General features: G+C 76.2%; 21 protein-coding genes. 9 read left to right on the forward strand and 12 right to left on the reverse strand.

Annotated features, from left to right (window positions below; genetic code table 11):
* The first annotated feature begins 62 nt into the window (after nucleotides 1-62).
* Genes ACFO3M_RS12420 through ACFO3M_RS12435 form a run of 4 tightly spaced genes read left to right on the forward strand, consistent with a single transcriptional unit; the run spans nucleotide 63 to nucleotide 4,676 of the window.
* Entirely contained in the window at nucleotides 63-1,055 is a 993-nt protein-coding gene (locus tag ACFO3M_RS12420) for a BMP family protein (protein ID WP_387988907.1), read from the forward strand.
* A complete protein-coding gene (locus tag ACFO3M_RS12425) occupies nucleotides 1,052-2,668 on the forward strand; it encodes an ABC transporter ATP-binding protein (RefSeq protein ID WP_387988908.1) in 1,617 nt (538 codons plus the stop codon). The genes ACFO3M_RS12420 and ACFO3M_RS12425 overlap by 4 nt, the downstream gene beginning before the upstream one ends.
* Nucleotides 2,665-3,750, forward strand: a complete 1,086-nt coding sequence (locus ACFO3M_RS12430) for an ABC transporter permease (protein WP_387988909.1) — start codon at nucleotides 2,665-2,667, stop codon at nucleotides 3,748-3,750. The genes ACFO3M_RS12425 and ACFO3M_RS12430 overlap by 4 nt, the downstream gene beginning before the upstream one ends.
* Entirely contained in the window at nucleotides 3,747-4,676 is a 930-nt protein-coding gene (locus tag ACFO3M_RS12435; protein ID WP_387988910.1) for an ABC transporter permease, read from the forward strand. Before ACFO3M_RS12430 ends, ACFO3M_RS12435 begins: the two co-directional genes overlap by 4 nt.
* 39 nt (nucleotides 4,677-4,715) lie before the next feature.
* Here ACFO3M_RS12435 and ACFO3M_RS12440 read toward each other — a convergent pair whose 3' ends face one another.
* The 6 genes from ACFO3M_RS12440 to ACFO3M_RS12465 form a co-directional block, all read right to left on the reverse strand.
* The gene (locus tag ACFO3M_RS12440; protein ID WP_387988911.1) at nucleotides 4,716-5,978 is read right to left on the reverse strand and encodes a D-arabinono-1,4-lactone oxidase; all 1,263 of its coding nucleotides are present in this window, start codon (nucleotides 5,976-5,978) and stop codon (nucleotides 4,716-4,718) included.
* Nucleotides 5,979-6,001: 23 nt separating this feature from the next.
* Nucleotides 6,002-7,348, reverse strand: coding sequence for a cytochrome P450 (locus tag ACFO3M_RS12445; RefSeq protein ID WP_387988912.1), 1,347 nt, complete (start codon nucleotides 7,346-7,348; stop codon nucleotides 6,002-6,004).
* A 96-nt stretch (nucleotides 7,349-7,444) separates the two neighbouring features.
* Complete coding sequence (locus ACFO3M_RS12450) at nucleotides 7,445-7,912, reverse strand: heme-degrading domain-containing protein (protein ID WP_387988913.1); 468 nt, start codon at nucleotides 7,910-7,912, stop codon at nucleotides 7,445-7,447.
* Nucleotides 7,909-8,187, reverse strand: a complete 279-nt coding sequence (locus ACFO3M_RS12455; protein ID WP_387988914.1) for a YciI-like protein — start codon at nucleotides 8,185-8,187, stop codon at nucleotides 7,909-7,911. Before ACFO3M_RS12455 ends, ACFO3M_RS12450 begins: the two co-directional genes overlap by 4 nt.
* Before the next feature lie 167 nt (nucleotides 8,188-8,354).
* Nucleotides 8,355-8,558 carry a cold-shock protein gene (locus tag ACFO3M_RS12460; protein WP_012948522.1) on the reverse strand — a complete coding sequence of 68 codons (204 nt, stop codon included), beginning with the start codon at nucleotides 8,556-8,558 and terminating at the stop codon, nucleotides 8,355-8,357.
* A 194-nt stretch (nucleotides 8,559-8,752) separates the two neighbouring features.
* Nucleotides 8,753-8,899 carry a hypothetical protein gene (locus ACFO3M_RS12465; protein ID WP_387988915.1) on the reverse strand — a complete coding sequence of 49 codons (147 nt, stop codon included), beginning with the start codon at nucleotides 8,897-8,899 and terminating at the stop codon, nucleotides 8,753-8,755.
* 206 nt (nucleotides 8,900-9,105) lie between these two features.
* On the opposite strand from ACFO3M_RS12465, the gene ACFO3M_RS12470 reads away from it, so the two are divergent.
* Nucleotides 9,106-9,930 carry an alpha/beta hydrolase gene (locus ACFO3M_RS12470; RefSeq protein ID WP_387988916.1) on the forward strand — a complete coding sequence of 275 codons (825 nt, stop codon included), beginning with the start codon at nucleotides 9,106-9,108 and terminating at the stop codon, nucleotides 9,928-9,930.
* 2 nt (nucleotides 9,931-9,932) lie between these two features.
* Here the strand turns inward: ACFO3M_RS12470 and ACFO3M_RS12475 are convergent, their stop codons facing one another.
* Both ACFO3M_RS12475 and ACFO3M_RS12480 read right to left on the reverse strand, forming a co-directional pair.
* On the reverse strand, nucleotides 9,933-10,121 hold the full coding sequence (locus ACFO3M_RS12475) for a hypothetical protein (RefSeq protein WP_387988917.1): 189 nt from the start codon (nucleotides 10,119-10,121) through the stop codon (nucleotides 9,933-9,935).
* 78 nt (nucleotides 10,122-10,199) lie between these two features.
* Entirely contained in the window at nucleotides 10,200-12,581 is a 2,382-nt protein-coding gene (locus ACFO3M_RS12480; RefSeq protein WP_387988918.1) for an MFS transporter, read from the reverse strand.
* A 63-nt stretch (nucleotides 12,582-12,644) separates the two neighbouring features.
* Between ACFO3M_RS12480 and ACFO3M_RS12485 the strand changes: the two genes are divergently transcribed.
* Nucleotides 12,645-13,256: a TetR/AcrR family transcriptional regulator gene (locus tag ACFO3M_RS12485; RefSeq protein ID WP_387988919.1), complete on the forward strand. Its 612-nt coding sequence runs from the start codon at nucleotides 12,645-12,647 to the stop codon at nucleotides 13,254-13,256.
* 1 nt (nucleotide 13,257) lies between these two features.
* Here the strand turns inward: ACFO3M_RS12485 and ACFO3M_RS12490 are convergent, their stop codons facing one another.
* Nucleotides 13,258-14,508, reverse strand: coding sequence for a cytochrome P450 (locus tag ACFO3M_RS12490; protein ID WP_387988920.1), 1,251 nt, complete (start codon nucleotides 14,506-14,508; stop codon nucleotides 13,258-13,260).
* Nucleotides 14,509-14,790: 282 nt separating this feature from the next.
* Between ACFO3M_RS12490 and ACFO3M_RS12495 the strand changes: the two genes are divergently transcribed.
* Entirely contained in the window at nucleotides 14,791-15,180 is a 390-nt protein-coding gene (locus ACFO3M_RS12495) for a DUF4326 domain-containing protein (RefSeq protein ID WP_387988921.1), read from the forward strand.
* A 37-nt stretch (nucleotides 15,181-15,217) separates the two neighbouring features.
* A complete protein-coding gene (locus ACFO3M_RS12500) occupies nucleotides 15,218-16,243 on the forward strand; it encodes an aldo/keto reductase (RefSeq protein ID WP_387988922.1) in 1,026 nt (341 codons plus the stop codon).
* Between the two features lie 25 nt (nucleotides 16,244-16,268).
* Here ACFO3M_RS12500 and ACFO3M_RS12505 read toward each other — a convergent pair whose 3' ends face one another.
* Both ACFO3M_RS12505 and ACFO3M_RS12510 read right to left on the reverse strand, forming a co-directional pair.
* Complete coding sequence (locus tag ACFO3M_RS12505) at nucleotides 16,269-17,444, reverse strand: HNH endonuclease signature motif containing protein (protein WP_387988923.1); 1,176 nt, start codon at nucleotides 17,442-17,444, stop codon at nucleotides 16,269-16,271.
* An 89-nt stretch (nucleotides 17,445-17,533) separates the two neighbouring features.
* Entirely contained in the window at nucleotides 17,534-18,706 is a 1,173-nt protein-coding gene (locus ACFO3M_RS12510) for an MFS transporter (protein ID WP_387988924.1), read from the reverse strand.
* A 60-nt stretch (nucleotides 18,707-18,766) separates the two neighbouring features.
* Here ACFO3M_RS12510 and ACFO3M_RS12515 point away from each other — a divergent pair, with 60 nt between their 5' ends.
* Complete coding sequence (locus ACFO3M_RS12515) at nucleotides 18,767-19,252, forward strand: cupin domain-containing protein (RefSeq protein ID WP_387988925.1); 486 nt, start codon at nucleotides 18,767-18,769, stop codon at nucleotides 19,250-19,252.
* 37 nt (nucleotides 19,253-19,289) lie between these two features.
* Here the strand turns inward: ACFO3M_RS12515 and ACFO3M_RS12520 are convergent, their stop codons facing one another.
* Nucleotides 19,290-20,225 carry an alpha/beta hydrolase gene (locus tag ACFO3M_RS12520; protein WP_387988926.1) on the reverse strand — a complete coding sequence of 312 codons (936 nt, stop codon included), beginning with the start codon at nucleotides 20,223-20,225 and terminating at the stop codon, nucleotides 19,290-19,292.
* Nucleotides 20,226-20,298: the final 73 nt, after the last annotated feature.

Raw genomic sequence — 20,298 nt, forward strand, 5'->3', positions numbered from 1 at the left:
TCCCAGCCGGTCGACGACGGGATGTGCCGCCCATGCGATCTCCTCGAACCAGTGCGAGTGCCGTGGCCGTAGCGGCCGTGCTCGTCCTCACCGCCTGTGGCGGGTCGAGCGGCGGGGACGGGGGCGGCGGCGGGGGAGGAGGCGACGGCGACGCGCCGCGGATCGCCGCCGTCTTCTCCGGCACCACCACCGACGCCGACTACACCTTCCTCGGCCTGCAGGCCCTGCAGGCCGCCGAGGAGGACCACGGCGCGGAGACCACCTACTCCGAGAGCGTCCAGGTGCCCGACGCCGAGCGGGTGCTGCGCGAGTACGTCGCCGACGGCTACACCGTCATCTGGACCCACGGCAGCCAGTTCTACGACGCCACGGTGGCCGTCGCCGAGGAGGCGCCGGAGGTCGTCTTCATCGCCGAGCAGGACACCCAGCCCTCCGACGTCCCCGACAACGTCTGGGTCCTCGACCGCAACTTCCACCTGGCCTTCTACCCGCTGGGTGTCCTGGCCGCCGGTGCCAGCCAGAGCGGGCGGATCGCCTACCTCGGTGGCGTGACGCTGCCCTTCTCCTACTCCGAGGTGCACGCGGTCGAGCAGGCGCTGGCCGACAGCGGGTCCACCGCGACCCTGACCCCCGTGTGGACCGGGGACTTCAACGACCCGACGCGCGCCCAGCAGTTCACCAGCCAGCTGCTCGCCGACGGCAACGACGTCGTCCTGACCTCGCTGAACCTCGGCGCCGTCGGGGCCTTCGAGGGCGTCGCCGACGCCCCCGCGGGCGTCCTCATGACGGCCAAGTACACCGACAAGTCCAACCTCGCCCCCGACCACTACCTGACGTCGGTGCTCTACGACTTCACGCCGATGCTCGACGAGATCCTCACCTCGGTGGAGGACGGCGAGACCGGCGGCTACCTCGGCATGGACTACGAGCAGGGCATCTCGCTCCAGCCGCCGACCAACGTCGACCAGGCCGTGGTCGACCAGGTCGACCAGGTCGTCGAGCAGCTCCGGTCCGGCGAGATCGAGGTCGAGCGCGACGTGACCCCGGTCGAGTGAGCGGCGCCATCGCGGCGGGCCCGGCCGGGGGTGCCGCCCCCGGCCGGGACCGCCCGCTGACGATGAGCGGGATCACCAAGTCCTTCGGGACCGTCCGCGCCCTCGTCGACGCCGACCTGGAGCTGGCGCCGGGAGAGGTGCACGGGCTGGTCGGGGGCAACGGCGCCGGCAAGACGACGCTGATGAACGTCCTCTACGGCCTGTACCGGGCCGACGCCGGCGACATCCGCGTCGACGGCCGCACCGTGCACATCCGGTCCCCGCGCGACGCCATCGCCCTCGGCATCGGGATGGTGCACCAGCACCTGCTCCAGGTGTCGAGCTACACCGTCCTCGAGAACGTGGTGCTGGGGACCACCGCCGGGACCGGTGGGCTGCGCGGTGCCGCACGCCGGATCACCGAGCTCTCCGACCGCTTCGGCCTGGCGGTGGACCCGCGGGCCCGCACCGACCGGCTGTCGGTGGGCGCGCGGCAGCGGGTGGAGATCCTCAAGGTCCTCTACCGCGGGGCCCGGGTGCTGGTCCTCGACGAGCCGACGACCAACCTCACGCCGCAGGAGGTCGACGGGCTCTTCGTCTCCCTGCGCGGCATCGTCGCCGAGGGCACCAGCGTCGTGTTCATCTCGCACAAGGCGCGCGAGGTGCTGGCCATCTGCGACCGGATCTCCGTCATGCGCGACGGCCGGCGGATCGCCACGGTGCCCCGGTCCTCGACCGACGCCACCGGCCTGGCCTCCCTCATGGTCGGCGAGCTGGCCGCGGAACGGACCTCCGAGGTCGCGGCGGCCCTCGGGGTCGGCGCGGTCGGGCAGACCCCGGCCGCGCCGCCCGCCGAGCAGCGGCGCCCCGACGCCGGGCGGGTGCGGCTGGCCGTCTCCGGCGTCACGGCCGACAACGACCACGGCGTCCCGGCGCTGCGCGGGCTGGACCTCGAGGTCCGGGCGGGCGAGGTGCTGGGTGTCGCCGGGGTGGCCGGCAACGGGCAGGTCGAGCTGGCGGAGGTGCTCGCCGGCGTCCGGCCGGTCCGTGCCGGCAGCGTGTCCGTCGACGGCACCGACCTGGCCGGTGCACCCACCCACCGCTGGCTGTCCGCGGGGGTCGCCTACGTGCCCGAGGACCGGCACCGGGACGGGATCCTGGGGGCGGCCACCGTCGCGGACAACCTGCTCCTGGGCGCCCAGAGGCGCGCCGAGCACCGTCGTGCCGGGCTGATCGACTGGCGGCGGGTGCGCGACCACGCCCGGGAGACCATCGACCGGTACTCGATCAAGGCACCCGGTCCCGACGCCCTGGCCGGGAACCTCTCCGGGGGCAACATCCAGCGGCTGGTGCTGGCCCGGGCCTTCGACCGGGAGCCCGCGGTCCTCGTGCTGCAGAACCCCACCCGCGGGCTGGACCTGCGCTCGACCCGCTTCGTCTACGACCGGGTCCACGAGGCCCGCGACCGGGGCTGCGCGGTCGTGCTGATCTCCGAGGACCTCGACGAGCTGAGCCTGCTCGCCGATCGGATGGTCGTCCTCTACTCCGGGGAGGTCGTCGGGGAACGGGCCCGCGGGGACTACGACGTCTACGAGCTCGGCCGCCTCATGGCCGGGGTGCAGGAGGACGCATGAGCGCCCCCGTCCTGACCGACACCGACGCGCCGGCCCCAGCGCCCTCGGGGCCCCTGGCCCGGCTGCTGCGCGGGCTGCTGCCCTATGCGCTCGCGCTCGTGCTGGCCTTCGCCGTCTCCGGCGTCGTCATCGCGGCGCTGGGCTACGACGTCGTCGAGGCGTACCGGACGATCCTGACCACGTCGTTCCGCACCGGGTTCGGCTTCACCGAGACGCTGACCAAGTGGGTGCCGCTCACGCTGCTCGCACTGGGCTTCACCATCCCGCTCGCGGTGGGGCGGTTCAACATCGGCGGTGAGGGCCAGCTCCTGGTGGGGGCCACGGCCGCGGCCGGGGTGGGGATCGTCTACGCCGACCTGCCGGCCGCCGTCCTGCTGCCCCTGGTGGTCCTGGCCGGGGTGCTCTCCGGCGCGGTCTGGGCCGGGATCGCGGCGCTGCTGATGGGGCGCTTCCGGGTCAACGAGATCCTCAGCACCGTCCTGCTGAACTTCGTGTCCTTCCAGGTGCTCGACTACGCCGCGACCGAGGTGTGGCCGGACCCCGCGGCCGGGGTGGCGGCCACGCAGCGGGTCGGTGAGGGCGCCGAGCTGCCGGTCCTGGGCGGGCCGCCGGGCGTGCACGCCGGCATCCTGCTCGCGCTGCTCGTGGCGGCGGTGACGGTCGTGGTCACGCGGCGCACGGCCGCGGGCTTCGATCTGCGGGCGGCGGGGGTCAACCCGCGGGCGGCGGCCATCAACGGCATCCGGGTGGAGAAGGTCGCCGTCCTCGCGCTGGTCGTCGGGGGCGCGCTCGGGGGACTGGCCGGCGCGCTCGAGGTGGGTGGCGTGCACGGGCGCGCCATCGAGGGCATGCAGTCCAACTTCCTGCTGCTCGGCATCATCATCGGGCTGATCGCCCGGGGCAGCGCGCTCTGGGTGCCGGTGGTGGCCTTCGGCATCGCGATCCTCGAGGTGGGCGCGAGCTCCATGCAGCGCACCGTCGGGGTCCCGGCCGAGATGGTGCTCATCATCGAGGCGCTGATCCTGATCTTCCTGCTGCTCTCCGACGTGATCGCGGGGCGGCTGGCGCGGAGGGTGGCATGACCGAGTTCGCGTCCCTGGCCCAGCTCACCGTCGTGGCCATGGTCCCCTACCTGCTCGCCTCCCTCGGCACGATGATCGGCGGCCTGACCGGCGTCTTCAGCGTGTCGCAGGAGGGCGTGATGCTCCTCGGGGCGGCCGTCGGCTTCCTCGTCAGCTACGGCACGGGCAGCACCACGGTCGGCATCCTGCTGGCGGCCGGGATCGGAGCGGTGTTCGGCGCCGCCCTCGGGTGGGCGACGACCATCCTGCGGCTCGACCAGTTCGTGGTCGGACTGGCGCTGTTCTTCGCCGCCACGGGCCTGGCGGGGCTGCTGTACCGGATCGTCATCGGCCAGGGGGCGACGACGCCGCGCGTCGACACCCTCCCGCGGCTGGAGATCCCGCTGCTGCGCGACATCCCGGTCCTCGGGACCGCGCTGTTCTCCCACAACGTGCTCGTCTACCTCACCGCCCTGCTCACGGTCGGCGCGTGGTTCTTCCTCTACCGCACCCGCGCCGGCCTGGACCTGCGGTCGGTGGGGGAGAACCCCAGGGCGGCCGACAGCCTGGGCATCCCGGTGGTGCGCAACCGGCTGTGGACGGCCACCGCGGGAGGCGCGCTCATGGCGGTGGCGGGGGCGTACCTGCCGCTGGTCTACACCGGGACCTACACCGACACCATCGTCGGCGGCCGCGGCTGGCTGGCGATCGCCCTGACCTTCTTCGGCGGGTGGCGCCCGCAGTTCATCGCCCTCGGCGCCCTGTTCTTCGCGGCCATGGACGTCGTCGCGCTGCGCGCCGAGGTGGCCGGCATCGACATCCCCAGCCAGGTGCTGCTGGTGGTGCCCTACGTGGCCACCCTGCTGGTGATGGTGTTCGCCTTCCGGTGGGCGAAGGTGCCGGAGTTCCTCGGCCGCAACTACGACCGCGAGTCCCGGACCGCCTGACGTCGGCGGGCCGGCCGGCCCCCGGAGCCGGCCGGCCCGTCAGGCGAACGCGGCGACCGTCCGGTCGAGGTAGTCGTTGCGGAACGCGCCGCGCGGGTCGTACCGGCGCACCAGCGCCCGGAAGTCGGCCATCCGCGGGTAGAGCCCGGCCAGCTCCGCGGCCTCCGTGGTGAACAGCTTGCCCCAGTGCGGGCGGGCGCCGAACGGGCGCAGCGCGGCCTCGATCTCCGGCAGCACCGCGGTCACGGCGGGCTGGTCGGGCAGCCAGGTGAAGTGCAGCGCCATGACGTCGCCGCCCGACGCCGGGCTCAGCCACAGCTCGTCGCCGGCGACGGTGCGGATCTCGCTGACCTGCAGCAGCGGCGCGACCCGGTCGGCGAGCCCGCGCAGCGCCTCGAGGGCGGCGCGGCCGTGCCGGCGGGGGACGAACCACTCGCTCTGCAGCTCGTCGCCCTTGCTGGGGGTGAACTCGGCGCGGAAGTGCGGCAGCCGCTCGTGCCACTCGCCGGGGACGCCGAGCTGCTCGGTGAGGTTCTCGACCGGGGTGTCCGGGAGCATGTGCGTCGGCTCGGTCGCCGCGCGGGCGCCGAAGAAGTCCTCGGGTGCCGCCGGGTCCTCCGGCCGGGACTTGACCCACACCGAGGTGACCCGGTGCCAGTCGGTGAAGACGCTGACGCTGTAGGCGGCGTCGGCGACGCCGTCGAGGTCGGCGAACAGCCGGTCCCAGGTCATGTCGACGTAGACGGTGTTGGCGACGTCGAAGGTCGGCTGGAACCGCAGCGCGACCCGGGTGACGACGCCGAGCGCGCCGAGGTGGACGACCGCGCCGGGCAGGTCGGCGTCGTCCTCGCCGAGCACGACGACCCCGCCGTCGGAACGCACCAGCTCCAGCCCCGCCACCGACGTGGCGAGCGAGCCGTTGCGGTTGCCCGAGCCGTGGGTGCCGGTGGCGGTCGCGCCGGCGACGGTGATGTGCGGCAGCGACGCCAGGTTGTGCAGCGCCCGCCCGGACGCGGCCAGCGCCCGGACCAGCTCGCCGTACCGCATCCCGGCCGGCACCCACAGCACGCCGCCGCCGTCGTCGTCGATCCGCGCGAGCTCGACGCCGGTGTCCAGGTCGTCGAGGACCACCAGGTCGGCGGTGGTGTCGGCGATGTCGTTGAAGCAGTGCCGCGAGCCGAGGGCCTTGACCCGCTCGCTGCCGGCGACGACCTCCTGCACCTCGGCCACCGTCCGCGGCCGGTGCACCCGCGCGGCGCGGTAGGTGAGGTTGCCGGCCCAGGTCCGCAGCGGGGTCTCCACCGGTGGCACGCTACGCGGCGCCCTCAACGGGCGAGGCCGGCGGCGGGGGACAGCGCCGGGGTCAGCGCGACCGGCAGCGACTCCCAGCCGCGCAGGATGACCGTGCTCCGGCGGCGCCCGGTGCCGGCGGCGGCGAGGTCGGGGAACCGCTCGAACAGCGCCCGCAGCGCCACCTCGCCCTCCATCCGGGCCAGGGCGGCGCCCAGGCAGAAGTGGATGCCGCTGGAGAAGGCGACGTGGTCGCGGGCGTTGCGGCGGGTGACGTCGAAGGCGTGCGGGTCGTCGAACACCCGCGGGTCGCGGTTGGCCGCGGCGAGGACCAGCAGCACCAGGTCGCCCTCGGCGATCGGCACCCCGTGCACCTCGGTGGCGCGCCGGGCCCGCCGGCCGGTCCGCTGCACCGGCGACTCCAGGCGCAGCACCTCGTCGACGGCGTTCGGCCACAGCGACGGGTCCTCGGCGAGCAGCCGGCGCTGGGCCGGGTGCGCGAACAGCAGCGCGGCGCCGTTGCCGACGAGGTTCACGGTCGTCTCGAAGCCGGCGCCGAACACCAGCGCGGCGGTGGCCATGAGCTCCTGCTCGGTGAGCGCGGCGCCGTCGTCGTCGGCCGCGGTGACCAGGCCGGACAGCAGGTCGTCGCCGGGCTCGCGGCGCAGCCGGCGCAGGTGGCCGCGGAACCAGGCGTCGAGCTCGCCGAGGTTGCGCTCGACCTCGCGGTGGGTGCGCCAGGACAGGCCCATGTCCAGGCTCGGGGTGGCGCCGTCGGCCCAGGCGAGGAACTGCTCGCGCATCGCCACCGGCACCCCGAGCACCTCGGAGATGACCGTGACCGGCAGCAGGCTGGCGTAGCGGGCGACGAGGTCGACCTGCCCGCCGGTGGCCGCGGCCTCGCGCTCGAGGTCGTCGAGCAGGTCGTGCGCGATCTCGCCGGTGCGCTCGCGCAGCCGGGCCACCGCCCGGGCGGTGAAGGCCCGGCTGACCAGCCGGCGGTAGCGGGTGTGGTCGGGCGGGTCGACGGCGAGCATCGACGGCGGGTCGATCGGCCCGACGCTGGGCCGGGGGCCGGCCAGGCGCAGCGCCAGCCGCAGCACCGGCGGCAGGCCCTCGGTGCGGTTGCCGCCGATCTGGCCGAAGTCGTCGCTGCGCAGGACGTCGGTGCAGACGTCGTGGTGCACGCTGACCCGGGCGAACGCGCCGCCGGCGAACGGTGCCGGCGTGCGCAGCCGCTCGTAGTGGGCGTGGGGGTCCTCGCGCACGACCGGGTCGCGGAGGACCTCGGCGTCGGGGTTGCCCGCCCGGGCCCGTGCCCGGATCGCCAGCCGCATCGCGCCGTGTGTCGCGGCCCAGCGGACCGCACTGCGCACCGTCACGTCCCCGCACCTCCGGAGTCCCGTCGTCGGCCCCGTCGCCGTCGACGGTGCACATCCTGTGACACGGGTCCCACAGGTACCAGTACCGACCCGTACTCAGCGGCCGAGGTGCGCCCGCATCGCCGCGACGACCATCCGGTGGTCCTCCAGCTGCGGCAGCCCGGACACGACGACGACGCCGACCGGGCCGACGTCGCGCACGAGCACCGGCACGGCGCCGCCGTGCGCGGCGTACAGCCGGGGGTCCAGCCCGGAGGACTCCTCGAACGTCGTGCCCTTCTCCACCCAGGACTGCCGGACGTACAGCGAGCTGTGCCCGAAGCGGTGCACGGTCCGGGCCTTGCGCGCGATCCAGTCCGCGTTGTCGGGGGTGGCGCCGGTCAGGGCGGCGGAGAACAGCCGGTGCCCGTTGCGCCGGATCTCGACCGCGACCGGCGCGTCGGCGCGGCGGGCTCCGGCCACGAGCGCCGAGCCGAGGTCCCAGGCGTCGTCGTTGGTGAAGGTCGTGAACCGCAGCTCGTCCTCCTCGGCGGCGAGCTCGGCGACGGTCGGGAAGCCGCTCACGACTCCCGCCCCCCGACGACGACGTTCCACGGCCGGACCGTCCAGCCGGTCACCAGGCCGTGGACGACGTAGGGGTCGGACTCGGCGAAGCGCTCCACGACCTCGCGGTCGGTCGTCCAGACCAGCAGCGCCCGGTCGAACGGGTCCGGCAGCGCGCCGGCGAGCAGCAGCTCACCCCGCTCGTGCGCCGCGCGGGCGAGCGCGAGGTGGTCCTCCCGCAGCGCGGCCCGTCGCTCCAGGTAGTCGTCGGCCAGGGAGTACTCGAGCAGGTACATGGCCGCCACTCTCACACGGGGGCGTGCCCGCCGGGCGTCCCGCGGTCCGGCGGTCCGGTCCCGGGCCCCGGGGACGACGGGACCCCCGCGGCCGAGGGGCCGTGGGGGTCCGGTGGTGGTGCGGCGGGAGGACGCGGCGCGGTCGCGCCGCGTGCCCCCGGTGGTGCTCAGATCGCGCGGACGTTCTCCGCCTGGGGGCCCTTCTGGCCCTGGGTGACGTCGAACTCGACGCGCTGCGCCTCGTCCAGCGACCGGTAGCCGGAGCCGCTGATCGCCGAGAAGTGGCAGAAGACGTCGGGGCCGCCGCCGTCCTGCTCGATGAAGCCGAAGCCCTTCTCCGCGTTGAACCACTTCACGGTGCCCTGGGTCATGTCGTTCTCTCTTCCGTGCTGGGGGTGTCGGTCCGGCAGGTGCCGGCGCCGGGTCGCCGCACCGACCGGCAGGACCGAGAGGAACGTCAGGCAGAGACGACTGCGGACGTCCGAGAACGAAGCAGAGGCACGACAGCGACCGGAGGCCACTGTACCGGCTCCCGGCGCGGGGGCGGCGGCCGTCCCCGCCGTCGTCACCAGCGGAGCGGGTCGGTCAGCCGGGACTGCGCCGTGCGGCAGACCCGGCAGTTCCCCCAGGCGAGCAGGGACAGCGGTGTGGTCGGGGAGCCGCACTCGGGGCAGTCCACCGGCTCGTCGGACCGGGCCCGGGCGTCGCGCATCTCACTCGAGCGTCGCTCGTGGACGGTCTCGTCGCCCCGGCAGGGGCATCCGAGGTGGGCTTCGGCGCAGCGTCCGCGGTGTGTGGGAACGGGACCTCCTCCGGTCCGCCCCGACGCTACCGGTCGCGGGCCCTCCTCGGGTGCGTCCCGCGGCCGCCGCCCGGTCCGGCGGGGTGGCGGTGCGGGCCGTCCGCGACCATCGGGCCGTGCGCTCCGGACCGCGGGCGGCGCTGGCCGTCCTCGTCGTGTTGGCTGTGGTCGTGGGCCTGCTGTGGACGTTCCAGCGGCGCCTGGTCTACCTCCCCGACGACGGCCCGCTGCCCGCCGCGGCCGTCGCGGTGCCCGGCGCCCGGGACGTCGGGCTGACCACCGCCGACGGCCTGACCCTGGGCGCCTGGTTCGTCCCCGGCCCGGCCGCCGCCGCGCCCGCCGTCCTGGTGGCGAACGGCAACGGCGGGCACCGCGGGCTGCGCGCGCCGCTGGCCCGGGCGCTGTCGGACGCCGGGCTGGCGGTGCTGCTGTTCGACTACCGCGGCTACGGCGGCAACCCGGGCAGCCCGAGCGAGGAGGGCCTGGCGCTCGACGTCCGGGCCGCGCGGACCTGGCTGCTCGAGGAGGCCGGCGTGCCCGCCGGCCGGCTCCTCTACTACGGCGAGAGCCTGGGGGCGGCGGTGGTGGCCGAGCTGGCCGTGGAGCACCCGCCGGCCGGGCTGGTGCTGCGGTCGCCGTTCACCGACCTGGCCGCCGTCGGCGCCGAGCACTACCCGTTCCTGCCGGTCCGGCTGCTGCTGCGCGACCGGTACCCGGTGGCCGAGCGGGTCGCCCGGGTGCGGGTGCCGACGACGGTCGTGCTCGGCACCGCGGACACGATCGTGCCGCCGGCGCAGAGCCGGCGGGTGGCCGACGCCGCCGCCGCGCTGCACCGGCTGGTCGAGGTCCCCGGTGCCGACCACAACGACCTCGTCCTGCTCGACGGCGCCGCGCTGGTCGACGCCGTCGTCGAGCTGGCCGCGCTGACCGCCGGGGAGTGAGGTCAGCGCGGCTCGTCCGGCAGGACGCTGCCCACCAGGCGCCGGCCCACCCAGTGCAGGGCCTCGTCCCCGGGCGCCGGGTCCCAGCCGGCGGGCGAGAGGTACACCTCCCACAGGTGCACCTGGGCCTGCCAGTACCGGGTCACCGCCTGCCGGACCCGGCCCGCTGTGCTCGCGGTCAGGATGTCCATGCCCCAGGATCGGTCGCCGCGCCGTGCCGCGACAGGGGTGTCCCTGCCGGGGACCGCAGCAGTCCTGCCGGATCCGGCTCAGGGACTCGCCGGTGCGGAGGTGGTCGCGCTCGAGGTGGTCGCGCCCGAGGTGGTCGTGCCCGAGGTGGTCGTGGTCCCGGTCGACGGCGTGGTCCCGGTCGGGGTGGTCGTCGTCCCCGCCGTTGGGGTGGTGGTCACGGTCGGTGGGCTCGTGGTCGGTGGGGTCGTGGTGGTCGCGGGCGGCGTGGTGGTCGGGGTGGGCGTGGTGGTCGGCGCAGGCGTCGTGGTGGTCGGGGCGGGCGGTGTGGTGGTCGCGGGCGGCGTGGTCGTGGTCGGTGGGGTCGTGGTCGGTGGCGGCGTCGTCGGGGTGGGCGTCGTCGGGGTGGGCGTCGCCGGGGTGGGCGTCGCCGTCGCGGCCGGCGGGGTGGTGGCCTCGGGTGGAGTGGTGATCTCGGCCGGCGGGGAGGTGGTCTCGGGTGGAGCGGTGGTCGCGGCCGGCGGGGTGGTGGTCTCGGCGGCCTGCGTGGTCCGGGCCGCCGTGGCCGGGGCCGGCGCGGGCGCGGCCGTGGTGGTGGGCGCCGGCGCCGTCGTGTCCGGGGGCGGCTCGGACGTCCCGGGGAGCGTGGTCGCGTCGGTCACGGGCGGAGGCACGACCGCGGCGGAGGTGGGGGACAGCTGCGGTGCGGCGGTCCGCGGCGCCTCGGTCAGCGCGGCGGGGACGGTGTCCGGCACGTCGGTCGACCGCGTGAGGACGTGGGTCAGCAGGACGACACCGCCGAAGAGGCCCAGCACCATCCCGCCCACCAGGGCGACCTCCACACCCCGGGGCAGGCGCCGGGTCGGGACCACCCGGGACACCGGGGCGACACCCACGACCGGCCGCCGCCGTGCCACCACCGAGACGACCGGACCCAGGGCGCGTCCGATGCCTCGGCGCCGGGCCTGCACCTGCCGGGGGGCGAGCACGGCGGACAGCAGCGCGCCGCCGAGCAGGACCGCCGCCCCGACGCGCAACGTGACGGCGTAGCCGGCGGCGAACGCCTCCCGGGCGCCGTCGGCGACCGCCGCGCCGGCGGACCCCGAGCGGCCGGCCACCTCGACGGCCTGCGCCATGCCGGACCTCGCCCAGGCGGAGGTCTGCGCGGGCAGGTCCGCGACCGCGGGGGACAGGTCGCCCCGGTAGACGGCGAGCAGGACACCGGCGGCGACCGCGCCGCCGAGCGCGCCGCCGACCCAGCGCGTCGCGTCCCCGACCGTGGCGGCGGGCGAGCGCCGGTCGGCGGGCAGGCCCTCGGCGATCAGTGCCGTGGCCGAGACCAGCGCCTGGCCGAAGCCGATCCCGAAGAGGAACGTCGCCGCGGGGAACTGCCACAGCGGCGCGTCGCCGTCGGCCTGCCGGGACAGCAGGAACGCCCCGATGCCCATCTGGAGCAGCGCCCTCGTCGTGACCGCGCGGGGGCCCTGCCGGCGCAGCACCGGGGCGATCCGCACGGCCACGGTGGTGCCGACCGCCATCGGCAGCAGCCACAGCGCGGCCTCCAGGGGCGAGAGGCCGCGCACGTACTGCAGCCACTGCGGCGCGAGGAAGAGCAGACCGCAGGCGGCGGCGAACTGCAGGAGGACGACGGCACGGCCCAGGGACAGGCGCCGGTCGCGGAACAGCCGGAGGTCGACCAGCGGGTGCCGGCTGCGCAGCTGGTGGCGCGTGAACGCGGCCAGCGACACCGCGCCGACGGCGAGGGCACCGAGCGTCGTCGCGTCGGTCCACCCGCGCACGGGCCCCTCGATGACGCCCCACACCACACCGCCGAGACCGGCGAGGGCGAGCACGCCGCCGAGCGGGTCCAGCGGCCGGTCCGGGTTCCGCGAGGCCGGGACGACGACGAGGCACAGCACCAGGACCAGCCCGGCGAGCGCGCCGGAGGCGACCTGCACGCTGCCCCACCAGGCGACCTCGAGCAGCGCGCCGGCGAGCAGCAGCCCCAGCAGCACCCCCGCGCCGGAGACCGCGGCCCACACGCCGATCGCGGAGGCGTGGCGCTCAGCGGGATGGGCGTCGACCAGGACCGACAGCGTGGCCGGCACGACCGCCGCCGCGCCGGCGCCTGCCAGCCCGCGCAGCGCGACGAGCGCGAGCGGGTCCGTGACCAGGCCCGACGCGGCGGTGCAGGCGGCGAACACCGCCAGGCCCAGCAGCAGCGCGCCGCGCCGGCCGAAGCGGTCGGCGGCGACGCCCAGCGGCAGCAGCAGCGCGGCGAAGGCCAGCCCGTAGGCCTGGACCGCCCAGGTCAGCTCGGTCTGCGTCGCCCCGGTGGCGCGGCCGAGCTCGGGCAGGGCCAGCGCGAGCGAGGGGGCGGCTCCGACGACCAGGGCCGAGGCGGCGCCCGTGGCGGCGAGCAGGGTGCCGAGGCCGCCCCGGGCTCCTCGGGCGTCGGGCATGCTGGACTCCAGACGATCGCCTGACACGCCCGTCTGAGGGCGGTGACCCAGGATGGAGGGGCCGTGACGGAGGTCGCAACCCCCGTGCGGCTGCTGGACGCGGCCGAGGAACTGCTCGCGACCGCCGGTGCCGCGGGCACCTCGGTGCGTGACGTGCTGCGGCGGGCAGGCGTCGCCAACGCCGCCGCTGTGGGCTACTACTTCGGCGGCAAGGACGGGCTGGTCGCCGCCGTCGAGCGCCGGGTGGTGGACGGCGTGGTCGCCGACCGGGAGCGGGCGCTGGCCGGCCTCGGCGGGCACGCCGGCGTCGAGGCGCTCGTCGACGGCTGGGTGCGGCCGATCGTCGCGCTGCGCTGCGCGGGCCGCGGCCGGTACGCCGCCCGCGTGTTCACCCGGATCTTCGACCAGCCGCCGGACCGCTGGGAGGCCAACGGCGCGGCGGCGGTGCGTGCGACGGCCGGGCGGTACTGCGCCGCCCTGGCGCCGCTGCTCCCGCACCTCGACGGCCGCGAGCTCACCTGGCGCTGGCAGTGCGTCACCGCGACGACGGACTTCTACGCCATCGGCGCCCTCGACTTCGGCGAGCCGGCACCCGGCCCGGACGACGTCGACGCGCACGTCCGCCGCCTCGTCGTCCCGGGCGCCGCGCTGCTGCGCGCCGACCCCGCCGGCTGAGTCAGAACGTCACCGGCAGCGCGTCGACGCCGTACACGAACGACAGCCGGCGGAAGGCCAGCCGCTCGGGCGGCACCGCGAGGGCGAGGTCCGGGAACCGCCGGAACAGCGCGGGCAGCACGATCCGCAGCTCCAGCCGCGCCAGCTCGGCGCCGACGCAGCGGTGGATCCCGTGGCCGAAGGCCAGGTGCCCGCCGCGGGTCGGCCGCCCGGGGGCGAGCGCGTCGGGGTGCGCGCCGGCCCAGGCCGGGTCGCGGTTCGCGGCGCTCAGCGAGACCAGGACCGCGTCGCCGGCCCGCAGCCGGTGCCCGGCGACCTCGGTGTCCCGCCGGGCGAAGCGGGGGAAGGCCACCTGCACCACCGACAGCAGCCGCAGGAGCTCGTCCACCACCGTCTCCACGTCCCGGCGCGGGCCCTCGCGCACCAGCGCCGCGGCGGCCGGGTCGCGCAGCAGGACCAGCGTGCCGAGCGAGATCGTCGACGCCGTCGTCTCGAACCCGCCGGTGACGATCCCGTCCGCCAGGCCGGCCAGGTCGGCGTCGGAGACGGCGTCGCCGTGCTCGCGGACGATCCGCCCGAGCAACCCGTCGCCGGGGTCCCGGCGCTGCCGTGCGACCGCGTCGAACAGCAGCCGGCGCTGCGCCGACACCGCGCCGAACGCGCCGGCGGTGCCGCGGGCGGCGTCGAAGCGCCTGGTGGCCAGGCGGGTGACCAGCTGCTCGTCGGGACGGTCGAGGCCGAGGAGGTCGCAGACCGTCCGCATCGGGACCGGGCCGGAGACGAGCCGGGCGAGGTCGGCCGGCGGCCCGGCCGCTTCGAGCTCGTCGAGCTGCCGGGCCACGGTCTCCTCGATCGCGGGTCCGAGGCGCTGCAGGCGGGCCCGCGTGAACTCCGGGGCGACCAGGCCGCGCAGCCGGGTGTGGTCGGGCGGGTCGGTGAACCCCAGGCCGCCGACGTCGTCGGCGGTGGCCGGCCCGGTGCCGCTGAACAGGTGGCGGACGTCGGTGCTGAAGCCGTCGCGGTCGGCGAGCACCGCGCGGGCCTCCGCGGCGCCGGTCACCAGGAGCACGGAGAGGTCGAAGGGCAGGTCCAGCCGCCGCACCGGCCCGCCGTCGCGCAGCTCGGGCACCGGGTCGACGTCGACCCGCCGCAGCGGGACCGTCGCGGCGGCGGGGAGGAACGTCAGGCGGGAGAGGTCCAGCCCGCGGCGGCGGACGCGGCGCAGCGCCAGGCGGCCGAGCCGGTCCCGCACGCGCGCCGCCGGACCGCGGCGGCGGGGGGCAGGAGCGGGGGGTTGCGGGGGGTCGAGGGTGCACTCGGGAGCGGACACGGCGCCTCGTCGTCGGCCACGGGGGGTGGAGCCCGGCGGGACGTGACCTCGGTCCCGCCGGGCACCTCGAGCCTCGCGACGGCGCCGCGCGCGGACCATCGGGTGAGACCCCCGGAAGCGCTGGTCGGACCGGGGGTGTCCCCGGACGGGGGAGCCCGGGGAGCGCGGCGCGGTCCTGTCACACCCGCGCGGCAGCATCGGCCCATGACCGGTCCGGTGCGTGTGCAGCTCTCCCGGGCGCGCGGCTGGCGGAAGCCGCCGAACACCGTCGTCGTCGCCCGCCCCTCGCGCTGGGGCAACCCGTTCCGGGTGGGGGAGACCTACCTGTGGCTGCCCGGCGACGGCGAGACCGCGTGGCCGCTGCCGACCGCGCGGGAGCCGGGGGAGCAGGAGGACGGCAGCCGCGTCGTCCGCTGCGCCGACCGTGCCACCGCCATCGAGTGGTACCGCCGCTGGGCCGCCTCCGGCGACCTCGCCGCCCAGGCCCGCCGGCAGCTGCGGGGGCGGAACCTCGCCTGCTGGTGCCCGGCCGGCGAGCCCTGCCACGCCGACGTGCTGCTGGAGCTGGCCAACCGGGTGCCGGCCCTGCGCTGACCTCGCGCGGCTCCGCGTCCTGTGGCTTGCTGGACGCATGGACCTGCGCACCCTCGGCCGCAGCGGCTGTGCCGTCTCCTCGCTGGCGCTCGGCACGATGACCTTCGGCGCGGAGACCGACGAGGCGGGAGCGCACGAGCAGCTCGACGTGTTCGTCGAGGCGGGCGGCACGCTCGTCGACACCGCCGACGTCTACTCCGCCGGCGCGTCCGAGGAGATCGTCGGGCGCTGGCTGGCCTCGCGCCCGGCCGACGTCCGCGACCGCGTCGTCCTCGCCACCAAGGGCCGCTTCCCGATGGGCGAGGACGCCAACGCGCTGGGCACCTCCCGCCGGCACCTGCGCCGGGCGCTGCACGACTCGCTGCGCCGGCTCGGCGTGGACTCCGTCGACCTGTACCAGCTGCACGCGTGGGACCCGCTCACGCCGCTGGAGGAGACGCTGCGCTTCCTCGACGACGCCGTGTCCGCGGGCGAGATCGCCTACCCGGGGCTGTCGAACTTCACCGGCTGGCAGGTGCAGCGGGCCGTCGACGTGGCCGAGCGCGCGCACCTCGCCGTGCCGGTGACCCTGCAGCCGTCGTACAGCCTGCTCGTGCGCGACGTCGAGGCCGAGATCGTGCCCGCCTGCCTGGCCAACGGCCTGGGGCTGCTGCCCTGGGGTCCGCTGGGCGGCGGGTGGCTGTCGGGCAAGTACACCCGGGACCAGCGGCCCACCGGGGCGACGCGGCTGGGCGAGGACCCGGCGCGCGGGATGGAGGCCTACGACCGGGTCGCCGCGCGGGAGCGCACGTGGGACGTGCTGTCGGCGGTGCAGGACGTCGCGGAGGCGCGCGGTGCGACGATGCCGCAGGTGGCGCTGGCCTGGCTGCTGGCCCGGCCGGGCGTCAGCTCGGTGATCCTCGGGGCCCGCACCACCGACCAGCTGCGCGGCAACCTGGGAGCCGCCGGACTCGTGCTGAGCGAGGAGGAGACCGCGCGGCTCGACGCCGTCAGCGACCCCGGTTGGTCCGACTACCCCTACGGCGAGGTCGGCGCGGAGCAACGCAGCCGCTCGCTGGGCTGACACAGGCGCGCAGGCGCGAGGTACGTCAGGCGGCGGGAGCGAGCAGGGGTGCCGGGGTGGTGATCTCGGTGCCGTCCGGTCGGTAGGTGCGCCATCGGCCGTCCGGTCGTCGCTCGACCCGGAACCCGTGGTGGACCTTGGTGTGGTGGCGCTCGCACAGCAGCGCCGCGTTGTCGAGGCTGGTGTCGCCGCCGTCGATCCAGTGGACCAGGTGGTGCACGTCGCACCACCACGTCGGTGCGCCGCAGCCGGCGAACACGCACCCCCCGTCGCGCAGTTCCGCTGCGCGACGGATGTGGCGGCTCATCAGCCGCCGCTCCCGGCCGAGGTCCAGTGGTGCGCCGTCGGGGCCGAAGACCACGCGGGAGACGGCGCCGTCGCAGGCCAGCCAGCGGGCTCTCGCGGCGGAGATGGTGGCGCCGAAGCCCATCCGCCCGGCGTTCGGCCGCCCGGCCGGATCGACCAGGTCGTCGAGGTCGATGACGACCGCGATCTGCGGCCTGTGCCCGCGCAGCGTCGGCAGCGACCCCGAGGTCAGCACGTTGTCGGCGACCTGCACCAGCGCGTCGCCGAGGCGCTGGGCGCGGGTGCGCTCGTCGCCGGCGGGGCGGTCGGCCTGCACGTGCGCCTCGAGTGCGGTCTGCAGCCTCTCCCCGCCGACCGCGTCCAGGTGGCCGCGGAAGGACAGCGACCCGTCGGCGTGCCGGGCCAGCGTCAACGACCGCCCCTCGGTCGGGTCGGGCTCCGGGCCGTCGGGATCGAGGGCGTTGCAGTAGTGCTGCACCACCGCGACGAGGTCGGCGTGCGACTGCTCGATCGCCACGCCGGTGAGCACCGCGTCGACCACCGCCAGGTCCACGCCCTGCTCGACAGCGGAGGCCAGCCGCTCCGGGGTCACCGCCTCGGCCGCCTTCGCCATCTGCTCCGAGGTCGCCAGTCCGGCGTCGTGTGCCTCGGCCAGCGCCGGGAGGTGCTCCAGCGCCCGCCCGGTGCGCACCAGCCGCGCGGCGGCGGCACCGGAGAGCCGGCAGTGCCCGCGCAGCCACGAGGCCATCGACGTCAGGCCGTCCCGCTCCGGCGCCTGGGACAGCTCCGCGGCCCGGACCGCGCGGGCGAGGCGGGCGTCGATCCGGTTGCGCTCGGCGACCAGCGCGGCGACGTCGTCGAGGACGTCCCCGCTCCCCGGCTCACCCGAACACATGTACGAAGCCTACCCGATCAGGCACCCTCCCGCGCGGTGAATCCCCAGGTCAAACGCCTGTCCACGGATCGCATCCGAGGGTTGACATCTCACCCGCGGGCGGTGGACCGCAGCTCCCACCACAACCAGGCGGCGAGCGCGAGCGGCACCGCCACGAACGCCGCCAGCGCCGGGACGGTGCCGGACACCGAGCCCAGCCAGGCGAGCAGCAGCGGGGTGCCGAACCCGACGTAGGCGAAGGCGTAGAAGGCGCTGTTCATCGCCCCGCGGGTGTGCGGGGGCGCGAGCTGCGCGGTCAGCGTCAGCCCCGCGGTCAGGCACAGGCCCCCGCCGGCGCCCATCAGCGCCGACGCCGGCAGCAGCAGCGGCTCGAACGTGGTCGCCACCGCGACCACGCCGAGCGCGAGGCCGACGGCGCCGAGCGTCATCCCGAGCGGACCGCCGCCGCCCCCGGCCCGCCGCCCCAGCCGCGCCGCCACCGCGCTCGCCGCCAGCGCCAGCCCGCCCACCAGCCCGGCGTACGCCACGCCGACGCCGTCGGGCACCACCAGCAGCGGCAGCACGGTCGCCGCCACCGCGGGGAAGGCGAACACGCCCGTGGCGGTGGGCGCGAGCACCGCGCGGAACGGCCGCCGCGCCTCCGGCGGCAGGCCGAGGGTCATCAGCCGGCCCGGCCGGCGCTCCCGCACGGTCTCCGGCACGGTGAGCAGCGCGGCCAGCCCGACCAGCAGGACGGCGACGTGCACGAGGTAGGGCAGCGTCGTCGGCGCCGGGCCGTACTCGGCGAGCACCCCGCTCATGGCGGGCGCGATCGCGAAGCCCAGCGACGTCGACACCGCCCCGCGGGTGGCCGCCGACTGCTGCCCGCCGGGACCGGCCAGGTCCTGCAGCCACGCGTTGGCCACCGAGAACACGACGCCGGACACCGCGCCCTGCAGCAGCCGTCCCGCGTACAGCAGCGGCAGGTGCTCGGCCGCGGGCACGAACAACAGCGAGACCAGTCCCGCCAGCACCGCGAACGGGAGGACGACGGTGCGCCGGCCGAACCGGTCCGAGGCGGCGCCGGACACGGTCAGCGCGGCGATCAGGCCGATCGCGTAGCAGCCGAAGACGGCGGTGAGGTCGGCGTCGGACAGCCCGAGGGTGCGCCGGTAGACCAGCAGCAGCGGCGTGGGGACGTTGGTGCCCAGGGCGACGGTGAAGAGCCCGAACGTGAGGGCGTCCAGCCGCCGCCCGACCCGCTCCGTCGCAGCGTCCGGCACCCGGCGGACGCTACCGCTCCGCTGCGAGGATGGGCGCCGGCGACGAGAGGAGCCGGAGCCGTGTCCCTGCACCGCCACTACCCGCCCGACCTCTACCGCGGCACCACCGGGGAGGCCACCGCCTGGCTGCGCCGCGCCGACCAGCCCCCGGACACCGTCTCGGCCGCCGGCGTCACCTGCGAGTTCCTCGCCACCGGGGACCAGACGACCGGCCGGTTCGGCCTCTACCGGTGGACCTTCGGCGCCGACGCGTCCGGCCCCGGCCCGCACTTCCACCGCTCGATCTCCGAGCAGTTCTACGTCCTGCGCGGCGAGGTGGAGGTCTACGACGGGCGCAGCTGGGTCACCGCGGGCGCGGGCGACTTCCTCTACGTCCCCGAGGGCGGGATCCACGGGTTCCGCGGCGGCGACCACGCGTCGATGCTGCTGATGTTCGCGCCGGGCGGCCCGCGCGAGGAGTACTTCCGGACGCTCGCGCGGGGTGCGCAGATGACGCCGGAGGAGCGGGCGGAGTTCATGCTCCGCCACGACACGTACTGGGTCTGACGGGCCGGCCACCGCGGCGGGTGGCCGGCCCGCCGTCTCAGCCCCGGAGCAGCTCGCCGAAGCGCGCGCAGCTCTCGTCGATCGCGGCCTGCGCGGCCGGGGACCAGGCGCCCATGTCGAAGAAGCCGTGGACCATCCCGTCGTAGCGGCGCACGTCGGCCTGCACGCCCGCGGCCTCGAGCGCCTCGCCGTAGGCCTCGCCCTCGTCGCGCAGCGGGTCGAACTCGGCGGTGACCACGAGCGCCGGCGGCAGGCCGGCCAGGTCGGCGGCGTGCAGCGGGGACAGCCGCGGGTCGCGGGCGTCCTCCCAGGTCCCGGCGTAGTGGCCGTGGAACCAGTCCATCGTGTCCCGCTCGAGGAAGTAGCCCTTCCCGTTCTCCACCCGGGACGGGTACTCGCCGGCGACGTCGACCGACGGGTAGACCAGGAACTGGGCGGCGACCTTCGTGCCGTCGTCGCGGAGGACCTGGGCGACGACGGCGGCCAGGTTGCCGCCGGCGCTGTCGCCGGCGAGCCCGAGCCGGGAGTCGCCGCCGAGCCCGTCCAGGTGCTGCGCCGCCCAGCGCGCCGCGGCGACGGCGTCCTCGGCGGCGGCCGGGAACGGGTGCTCGGGGGCGAGCCGGTAGTCGACGGCGACCACCACGGCCCCGGCGCCGCGGCAGACGTTGCGGGCCATGTTGTCGTGGGTGTCGAGGTCGCCGATCACCCAGCCGCCGCCGTGGAAGAACACGACCGTGGGGAACGGCCCCTCGCCCTCGGGCCGGTACACCCGCGCCCGCAGGTCGCCCTCGGCCCCGGGGACGGTGCGGTCCTCGGTGCTCGCCACCGGCACCACGTGCTCGGGCGAGCGCGCGCCGTGCGTGAGCGCCAGGTACTGGGCGCGGCCGGCCTCGGGCGTGCCCTCCCACATGGGCGGCGCGCCGGACTGCGCGAGCATGGACAGCAGGGCGGAGATGTGCGGGTCGACCGGCACGGGGCAACTCCAGACGGCGTCGTCGGGCGGGGCGGGGTCGTGTGACCCCGGCCACGGACGGTACCGAGCCGGG

The organism is Geodermatophilus arenarius, from assembly GCF_042654585.1.
GTDB classification, from domain to species: Bacteria; Actinomycetota; Actinomycetes; order Mycobacteriales; family Geodermatophilaceae; genus Geodermatophilus; species Geodermatophilus arenarius.

Coding starts and splice junctions, on each gene's coding strand:
- ACFO3M_RS12430 (WP_387988909.1), top strand. CDS start 2,665: ATGAGCGCCCCCGTCCTGACCGACACCGACGCGCCGGCCCCAGCGCCC.
- ACFO3M_RS12435 (WP_387988910.1), top strand. CDS start 3,747: ATGACCGAGTTCGCGTCCCTGGCCCAGCTCACCGTCGTGGCCATGGTC.
- ACFO3M_RS12455 (WP_387988914.1), bottom strand. CDS start 8,187: ATGTACCTGCTCGAGTACTCCCTGGCCGACGACTACCTGGAGCGACGG.
- ACFO3M_RS12460 (WP_012948522.1), bottom strand. CDS start 8,558: ATGACCCAGGGCACCGTGAAGTGGTTCAACGCGGAGAAGGGCTTCGGC.
- ACFO3M_RS12465 (WP_387988915.1), bottom strand. CDS start 8,899: ATGCGCGACGCCCGGGCCCGGTCCGACGAGCCGGTGGACTGCCCCGAG.
- ACFO3M_RS12475 (WP_387988917.1), bottom strand. CDS start 10,121: ATGGACATCCTGACCGCGAGCACAGCGGGCCGGGTCCGGCAGGCGGTG.
- ACFO3M_RS12480 (WP_387988918.1), bottom strand. CDS start 12,581: ATGCCCGACGCCCGAGGAGCCCGGGGCGGCCTCGGCACCCTGCTCGCC.
- ACFO3M_RS12495 (WP_387988921.1), top strand. CDS start 14,791: ATGACCGGTCCGGTGCGTGTGCAGCTCTCCCGGGCGCGCGGCTGGCGG.
- ACFO3M_RS12500 (WP_387988922.1), top strand. CDS start 15,218: ATGGACCTGCGCACCCTCGGCCGCAGCGGCTGTGCCGTCTCCTCGCTG.
- ACFO3M_RS12505 (WP_387988923.1), bottom strand. CDS start 17,444: ATGTGTTCGGGTGAGCCGGGGAGCGGGGACGTCCTCGACGACGTCGCC.